Source organism: Paenarthrobacter sp. CM16 (assembly GCF_013179505.1).
GTDB lineage: Bacteria > Actinomycetota > Actinomycetes > Actinomycetales > Micrococcaceae > Arthrobacter.
Genome location: NZ_JABMCX010000226.1, coordinates 1 through 7,844 on the forward strand (window position 1 = coordinate 1; position 7,844 = coordinate 7,844).

Here is a 7,844-nt window from a genome sequence, read left to right on the forward strand (position 1 = left end):
ACGCATAATCTCACCTTGTACCGGGCAGCCAGCGGCGCCTTGGTCTTCTCGGCCGGCAGCGTCCAATGGACCTGGGGCCTGGACCAAGTGCACGATGGCAATGGTGCTCCAGCCGACACCCGCATGAGGCAGGCGCAGGTCAATATCCTCGCCGACATGGGCGCGCAACCCGCCACCCGGGCAGCAGGACTGGTGGCAGCTTCCGCCAGCACCGACACCACCAAACCCACAGCCGCCATCTCCACTCCTGCCAACGGGGCCACAGTTGCGCACGGCAGCAGCGTCACCGTGACCGGAACGGCCACGGATGTGGGCGGCGTGGTGGCCGGTGTAGAGGTTTCAACCGACGGCGGTGCCACCTGGCACCCCGCCACCGGGAAGCAGAGCTGGACCTACACCTATATCCAGAAGGGCCTCGCTGCCGCCACCATCCAGGCGCGGGCCATTGACGACAGCGCCAACATCGGCGCGGCAGTGACAAGGAACCTGACACTCAGCGGACCCTACAGCGTCTTTGGCCAGACAGTTCCTGTGGTCAAAGACTCAGGTGACGGCGGTGCCTACGAAATGGGCCTGCGGTTCACTCCGTCAGTGGACGGCTTCATCACCGGTGTGCGCTTCTACAAGAGCACGGCCAACACCGGAACGCACACCGGTTCTTTGTGGAGTGCCACCGGCGAGCGCCTGGCCACCACCACGTTTACCAATGAGACAGCATCCGGCTGGCAGACAGCCTTGTTCAGCCAGGCCGTGGCTGTTGCGGCCGGTCAGAAATATACGGTGTCCTATTGGGCTCCCAACGGCCACTACGCCACCAAGGACCATCAGTGGGCGAGCTTCGGTTCCACGGATGCTCCCTTGAAGGTTGCTGGTGGTTTCGGCGCTGAGCCGGCCGGGGTCTACAGCACCTCACCAGGATTCCCCACCACGAGCTTCAATGGTGGCAATTACTTCACGGATGCGCTCTTCAGCACCGTAGACAGCTCCCCCATGACAGTCTCGGGCCAGACGCCCATCCCGTCGTCGTCGAGCGTATCCGTGAACACCAAAGTCAGCGCTGTGTTCTCCAAGCCGGTAACGGCAGCCAGTGTCAAGCTGACGCTGCAGTCCGCATCCGGCCCTGTTGCCGGGACCACAGTGTACGACGCCGCGACGCGGCGGGCGACCTTCACGCCGTCGAGCGCGTTGGGGTTCAGCACCCAATATACGGCGACGCTGTCCGGCACGGATTCGATCGGCGGTCCGGTCACTGCAGGCGGTACGTGGTCCTTCACCACTGCGGCCACGCTGCCGGTTCCGGGTGCTTGTCCGTGCAGCCTCTTCGACGACTCCGTGACACCCGGCATCGCCGAGCTGCGTGAGGGCGTGCCACTGACGCTGGGCGTGAGGTTCTCCAGCGTTGCCGCAGGTGAAATCATCGGTATGCGCTTCTACAAGTCCGCCGGCAACACTGGCGGCCACAATGGAGCCTTGTACACGGCTGCGGGCCAGCAGTTGGCCACAGTGGCGTTCACCAACGAGAGCGCCTCAGGGTGGCAGACGGCCATGTTCAGCCAGCCGGTCCAAATGGCCGCGAACACGGAGTACATCGTGTCCTATAAATCGTTGACGGGTACCTACTCGGCTACCGCCAACGGCTTCGGGTCAGGTCTGAGCGTGGGTCCACTCCGGGCCGCTTCGGATGCCGGGGCCTACACCTATAGCGGTGACTTTGCCGCTTCACGGTCCACTACCAGCTACCTGGTGGACGTCGTAGTGACGGTGCCCAATGCGCCGTTCACGGTCGGTTCGCATTCGCCGCTGCCGAATGCTTCGAGTGTTCCGCTGAACACCGCTGTCAGCGCAGTGCTATCCGAGGCCGCAGTGGCGTCCAGCGTCAGCTTGACAGTGAAAGTGACCGGAGGTGCAGCTGTAGCTGGTACTACGGCCTACGATTCCGCTACCCGCAAAGTTACCTTCACGCCTACCGCCCCTCTGGCCGCCGGGACCTCCTACACGGCGACGATAACGGCAACGTCCGTCTCCGGACAACCGATGTCCGCCGGCGGTACGTGGACGTTTACGACTGTTCCCCCACCGCGGACTCCGGGCGTTTGCCCCTGCACGCTGTACCAAGATACCGTGACGCCCACCACGCCTGATGCGAATGACGGAGTTGCGTTGTCCCTCGGTGTCCGGTTTGCCAGCGATACGGCCGGTCAAATCACGGGTGTGCGCTTTTACAAGGCGGCCGGCAACACGGGAACCCACACGGGATCGCTATATACGGCCGCGGGACAACTCCTGGCCACTGTCACCTTCGCCAACGAGTCAAGTACCGGCTGGCAGACCGCGACGTTCAGCCAACCAGTCAGTATCGAAGCCGACACCGAGTACGTGGCTGCCTATAAGGCTCCCACGGGCAAGTACTCATACACCGCCGGCGGATTTGGTGCAGGATTGACCAGCGGCCCGTTGCGCACCGCCAATGACTCGGGAGCCTTCAGCTACACCACGGATTTCCCGGCATCATCATCGACCTCCAGTTACCTGGTGGACGTGGTGTTCGCTACAGCTGTGCAGCCGCTGACCGTCACCGAACAGGTACCCGCCCCTGGCGCCATGGGCATTCCAACGGACGTGAAGCCTTCCATCACCTTCTCCTCCGCCATCCGCACGGGAGCGTCGTTCACCCTCACAGCGAACGGCAACCCGGTGGCCGGTACAGCTGCCCTCTCTGCGGACAGCCGGACCGTCACGTTCACCCCTGCTGCGGCCCTGCCCAACAGCACCGTGATCTCGGCCAGCGTCAGTAATGTCCTCTCCCAACAGGGGCAGTCGTTCCCGACTACCAACTGGCAATTCACCACTGCGGCGCCCACCGTCCAAGTGTCCACCATCTTTGGATCGCTGACGCCCCAGGTAGTTTCCGCGACCGACTTCATGCCTGTTGAACTTGGTACTGCCTTCAGTGTTTCGCAGGCAGGGAACGTGACGGGCATACGTTTCTACAAGGGCGCCGGCAACACCGGAACCCACGTGGGTTCGCTGTGGAACTCTGCAGGTACGCGCCTGGCACAGGTGACCTTCACCAACGAAACAGCCACCGGCTGGCAAACTGCCACCCTCTCCGCACCAGTCGCGTTGGTGACAGGCCAAACCTACGTGGTGTCCTACAGGGCACCCAATGGCCGCTACTCCTACACCTCTGCGTTCTTCAACCAGACCTACACAAGCGGGGTGTTCACCGCCAGTGGCCCGAACAACGGCCGCTACCGGTATGGATCCGGGGGCGCCATGCCAACCACCTCTTGGAACGCCACGAACTACTTTGTGGATGTGGTGTATTCCACCGTTGCACCGGCCACGGCTGCACCGACGGCCACTGCAACGCCCACACCGACACCCACCGCAACGGCAACGTCCACGGCAACGGCTACCGCTTCCCCGAGCCCCTCGCCCAGTCCGACTCCCAGTCCGACCCAGTCAGGTGGGTTGCTCTGCGGGTTGCTGGGTACCTGCTGAGGGCATCTGCCACACAGCTTCCGCTGGCGTCCGTCCCCGAACTCCGGGCGGGCGCCAGCGGAGCGCGGGCATCTTGCAGCACAGGTACCTTCAGCGAACGACGCTGGGAGACCACGCATGGGCTATGAACAGGCTGGGCTGCGAGCCTGGTTCGGTGCCGAGTTGCCAGATGTTGCTGTCCCCCGCCGCGGCCTCGTCCGGCAGACCGTAGAGCAGGTTCCGGTCATCCAGCCATTCAATCTGGTCATCCACGCTGCGCTTTTCCGAAAGAACCCTCTCCTGACCTGACGCGAGGTCAAGAACGGCGACCCTCCAGTGCGCAACCAGCCCGCCGCCGTCGTTCTTCTTGTAAGCGATCCGCGTGCCGTCAGGTGAGATCGATGGGCACTCCACATGGTCGTGGATTGCGGTCAGGGTTTTCGCCGACAAGCTCCCCCGGACCAGCCAGATGCGGCCTGATGACGCCGCTGTGGCGTAGAAGACATCGTTCTGGCCGGGGGCGAAAGTGACCCCCCAAATGTTCCTGTCCGTGGCCACCAGCCGCTCACCGTTGACCATCAACGCAAAGTCCTCGAGGTTCCCGGACGTTCCACCAGGCAGGCTGATCTCAGTGGCAGTGGAAAATCCCGACGTAGCGTAGGAGTGTCCGGTAACAAAGACCGTCGTGGCGATCAGGGAGCCGTCAGCGCTGACCCTGGTCCTGCTCGGAATGCCCGGGACGGGCCATGAGCGCTGGACCTGCCAGTCCCGGTTGAGGACTGCAGCTTCGAAGGCGGTCACCAATCCACGATTTGTTTTCAGGCACACCACTGTGGCGGCTGTTCCATAGACGCGATCGCACTCTTGTTCACTCACGGCACGGGTACCGCCCGGATCCGAGAGGGACACCGTTGCCGCATTGCCGTAGCCCTGGCCCGATGCCGTGTTCCGAAACAGCACGAACGGAACACCGGGAAGTGGCTGACCCGCCGTGATACCTACAGAGGAAGCCGCTGTCCTGCTCTCCTCGAAGCGTTGGTATGCGCCCACCGCGTAGATACCCGCCGCCACCAGGACAACTGCCGTCACGATCAGGAGAACAGCCCACCTCGCCTTGCTGCCGGTCAAACTCATATTCATGCGCCGCTGCCCGCGTCCTGGCGTGCGGCCGGCCTGGCGCTTCGAAGGATCACGGCCACAGCCACAACCGCGCAAGCAAGGAGTACGCTGGCCACCACCATGGCCATCGGCGCTCCTACGGCATACCAGAGCACGCCGAATCCCGCCGAAGCGGTCATCCGGCTCAAGGCCACCACCGTTTGCGCTGACGCTATGCCGGTAGCCAGCTTTCCCGCCGGGGTAAGTTGGCTGGCCAAGGCGGCCAGGACCCCATCAGTTGCCGCGTAAAACGCACCCAACAGGACCAGGCACCCCACTGTGCCCCAGAGTCCCCCAAATGGTGCCGCAGCCAGAAGGTAAGTTGCCAGCAAGGCGATGTGTCCACCCACGAAAACCGGCACCTTGCCCACCCTGTCAGCCAGCCTCCCCAAGGGGACGGCGAGGGCGAGGAACACCACATTGGTGCCGACGAACAACAGCGGGAACCATTGGACGGCGAATGAATCCCGGGCCTGCAGGACCAAGTAAATGAAACCATCTCCGATGGTCACCACCCCCAGGAGTCCCGCGGCGATCAGCAATTTTCCCAGACCGGGTTCCTTCAGATGACTCCACGAAAATGCGAAGAGCCTTTTGCCTTCGCCTCCGTCGGCACTGTTCACGCCATGCGCTCGGATGTCCGGGACCACCAGCGCCAGGACGGCAACCCCGATCACGGCGAAAGCGAGGGAGACCACAAAGACAGTGCTGAAACCATTGGGGATCATCAACAGGACAAAGAAAGCAATCAAAGGACCTGCAGCCGCCCCGATATTGTCCAGCATTCTGTGAACGCCAAAAGACCGTGCCAAATGTTCAGGCTGGGCGGACACGGAGATCAGCGCGTCCCTTGGCGCAGTGCGAATTCCCTTGCCGATTCTGTCGCCGGTCACGATTGCCGCAATGGCCCAGAAACCTCCGGCAAAAAGGAAACCGATCCTGGCCAGCATTGACAATCCATAGCCGGCCAAGGCTATCCGTTTGGGATGCCCGCTGCGATCCGCCGCCCACCCGGCCGCAATCCTGACGATGGCGCTGGCGCCTTGGTTGATGCCGTCAATGAAACCAAAAGCTATGGTGGAAAGCCCCAGGAACCCGGTCACGTACAGGGGAAGGATTGCCGTTACCGATTCGGACGATACATCGGTAACCATGCTCACGATGCCCAACCACAGGATGACCGGGGACAAACGGAACGGCACCTCCGCTGCCAGTGCCGTTGCATTGTTCCGGGACTTGTCCCTTTTGCCGCCGCTGCGGTCTGATAGCGAAATATACATCGGTTCCCTTACTCCGCCGTTGTATGCAGGCTGCCCAACAGCTGGAAGCGCGAACTGCCCGTCCCCGTGGTGGACACGGAAACCGTCACAGTGTCCGTGCCTCGTACAAAACGGGCAGCCATGGCGCCGTCCCCAGCCGGGGCTTCCTCGGTCCAGAAACCGCGTGAGACCAAGGACTGGCGGAAGAAATCAAGGACTTCGGCCTGCGGTTTGGCAATGATGCCGTCCGCAGTGAGCTGCAGGATCTCACCTGAGGTGGAGACCGACGTTGAACCGATAGTGGTTCCGGCCGGCAGCGACAGCACGCCGTCGGGCCAGCCATCCACCAGTTCGCCCGACGCACTGCCGGGCTCAGGAAGCGCACCAGTGATGAGCGGTGCCGGCGCGGAAGGTTCAGGCAAACCTGTTGCGGTGGCCGTGACGGGAGGGAGCACTTCCAGGGGCTTGGCCGTGTTCGCTGCGGCGCTGCCCTCCGTGCCGCTGCCGCTGCCCGGGGTCGGGCTGCCCCCGCTTGCGGTACCTTCAGTGCCCGACGCCGTACTGCCGGACGTGGGTGCGCCCGAAACGGTGGATTCGGCCCCTGCGCCAGGGCTTGAACTGGACGATGCAGGGCTTTGCGCGGACGCTGCTCCCTGCCTGGCCATTTGGTCGAGCACTATGGCTGCGGCGGCAATCAACACAGCAAGGCATATACCCGCTATGACCAGCCGCCGCGCCATCATGGCATTCCTGGACCGGCTGGGCCACTGAAGGAACTCGAGGATCCGGAATCACACCGGCCCGCGGGTAGAACTGACGCCACCCGCAATGTGGTGGCGTTGATCTTTGCGATGGCGATTCGAAGCGCCAAGCTGTTCATGGGGACAGTCTGCCATTGCCACCCGGATTCCGGAACAGTTTTGGCCCTACCAACGTCCATTCCGGGGCCGGGGCTGACATACAGGACAGGTGTAGGAGGAACGGTTCATGAACTGTTCCCTCTTCATGATGCTGTGCAGGCCTGTTCCTTCACAGCGGCTGCACAATTCGCCGGCGCGCCCGTAAGCATTCAGTGAGCGGGAAAAGTATCCCGAGTCGCCGTTGACGTTGACGTATAGCGAATCGAAACTCGTCCCGCCGGCTGCGAGAGCGGCTTGCATGACGTCCTTGACCGCTTCAACCAGTCGCTCAGCATCCGCACGGCGCATGGTCTCAGTTGCCCTTGCGTAGTGGAGCCGGGCACGCCACAAGGCTTCATCGGCATAGATATTGCCGATGCCCGAAATGACGGACTGGTCCAGGAGCGCCCTTTTGATTCCTGTTTTGCGGTTCTTGATTTTTCGATAGAAGACATCGAAGGAGAAAAAGGGGTCCAGCGGGTCCCGGGCAATATGGGCGGCTTCCTCCGCAATTTCCGGCAACGGCGTCTCGCCCAGGCCACCAGGCCCGCCATCAGGGGTGGGAACCAACGAGGTCACGAACAGGCCACCGAATATCCGTTGATCGACGAACCGCAGCTGCTCCGGCATGCCCTCGGCAGGGCTGAGTTTGATCCTGACTTTGAGGTGCTTTTCGTCCGGAACGTCAGGGTCCTGCATCAACAGCTGACCACTCATCCCCAAGTGGGCCATGAGGGCTGCCTTGGGAAGGTGGTCACCCGGCGCCGTTTCAGTGATGTTTGGGGTGGCGCCCGTCGTGCTGGTCACAGCCAGGGGCATCCACAGGAATTTGCCACGCCTCACGACGTCAAGCACCGTGGCATCCTCAAGATTGCCAATGAAGTCTTCAGTTCCCAGGGCATGCCGACGGATGGAGCGTGGATCAAGGACCTCGACGCCGGTGACGGAACGGCCGCGGACCCAACGCGCCAGGCCGCGCCGGACTACCTCTACCTCGGGAAGTTCAGGCATGGAGGTTCAAGACGAAGCAGGGCCGGTAGGAGCC

The 7,844-nt window shown here is 62.7% G+C and carries 5 protein-coding genes; 1 reads left to right on the forward strand and 4 read right to left on the reverse strand.

Annotation, left to right across the window (positions count from 1 at the left end; genetic code table 11):
• A partial coding sequence (locus HP499_RS17575; RefSeq protein WP_172325493.1) for a DUF4082 domain-containing protein occupies positions 1–3,504 on the forward strand: 3,504 nt, incomplete at its 5' end.
• Positions 3,505–3,594: 90 nt separating this feature from the next.
• On the opposite strand, the gene HP499_RS17580 is transcribed toward HP499_RS17575, so the two are convergent.
• From HP499_RS17580 to mutM, 4 genes are all read right to left on the reverse strand, one after another.
• A complete protein-coding gene (locus HP499_RS17580; RefSeq protein WP_253951663.1) occupies positions 3,595–4,623 on the reverse strand; it encodes a hypothetical protein in 1,029 nt (342 codons plus the stop codon).
• The gene (locus HP499_RS17585; protein WP_216660124.1) at positions 4,620–5,921 is read right to left on the reverse strand and encodes an MFS transporter; all 1,302 of its coding nucleotides are present in this window, start codon (positions 5,919–5,921) and stop codon (positions 4,620–4,622) included. Before HP499_RS17585 ends, HP499_RS17580 begins: the two co-directional genes overlap by 4 nt.
• Before the next feature lie 8 nt (positions 5,922–5,929).
• On the reverse strand, positions 5,930–6,643 hold the full coding sequence (locus tag HP499_RS17590) for a hypothetical protein (protein WP_172325494.1): 714 nt from the start codon (positions 6,641–6,643) through the stop codon (positions 5,930–5,932).
• A 183-nt stretch (positions 6,644–6,826) separates the two neighbouring features.
• A complete protein-coding gene (gene mutM / locus HP499_RS17595) occupies positions 6,827–7,810 on the reverse strand; it encodes a bifunctional DNA-formamidopyrimidine glycosylase/DNA-(apurinic or apyrimidinic site) lyase (RefSeq protein ID WP_172325495.1) in 984 nt (327 codons plus the stop codon).
• Between the last annotated feature and the right edge of the window lie 34 nt (positions 7,811–7,844).

Bases quoted from the DNA above. Each gene is read 5' to 3' on its own strand.
- HP499_RS17580 (WP_253951663.1), bottom strand. From the start codon at position 4,623: ATGAATATGAGTTTGACCGGCAGCAAGGCGAGGTGGGCTGTTCTCCTG.
- HP499_RS17585 (WP_216660124.1), bottom strand. From the start codon at position 5,921: ATGTATATTTCGCTATCAGACCGCAGCGGCGGCAAAAGGGACAAGTCC.
- HP499_RS17590 (WP_172325494.1), bottom strand. From the start codon at position 6,643: ATGATGGCGCGGCGGCTGGTCATAGCGGGTATATGCCTTGCTGTGTTG.
- mutM (WP_172325495.1), bottom strand. From the start codon at position 7,810: ATGCCTGAACTTCCCGAGGTAGAGGTAGTCCGGCGCGGCCTGGCGCGT.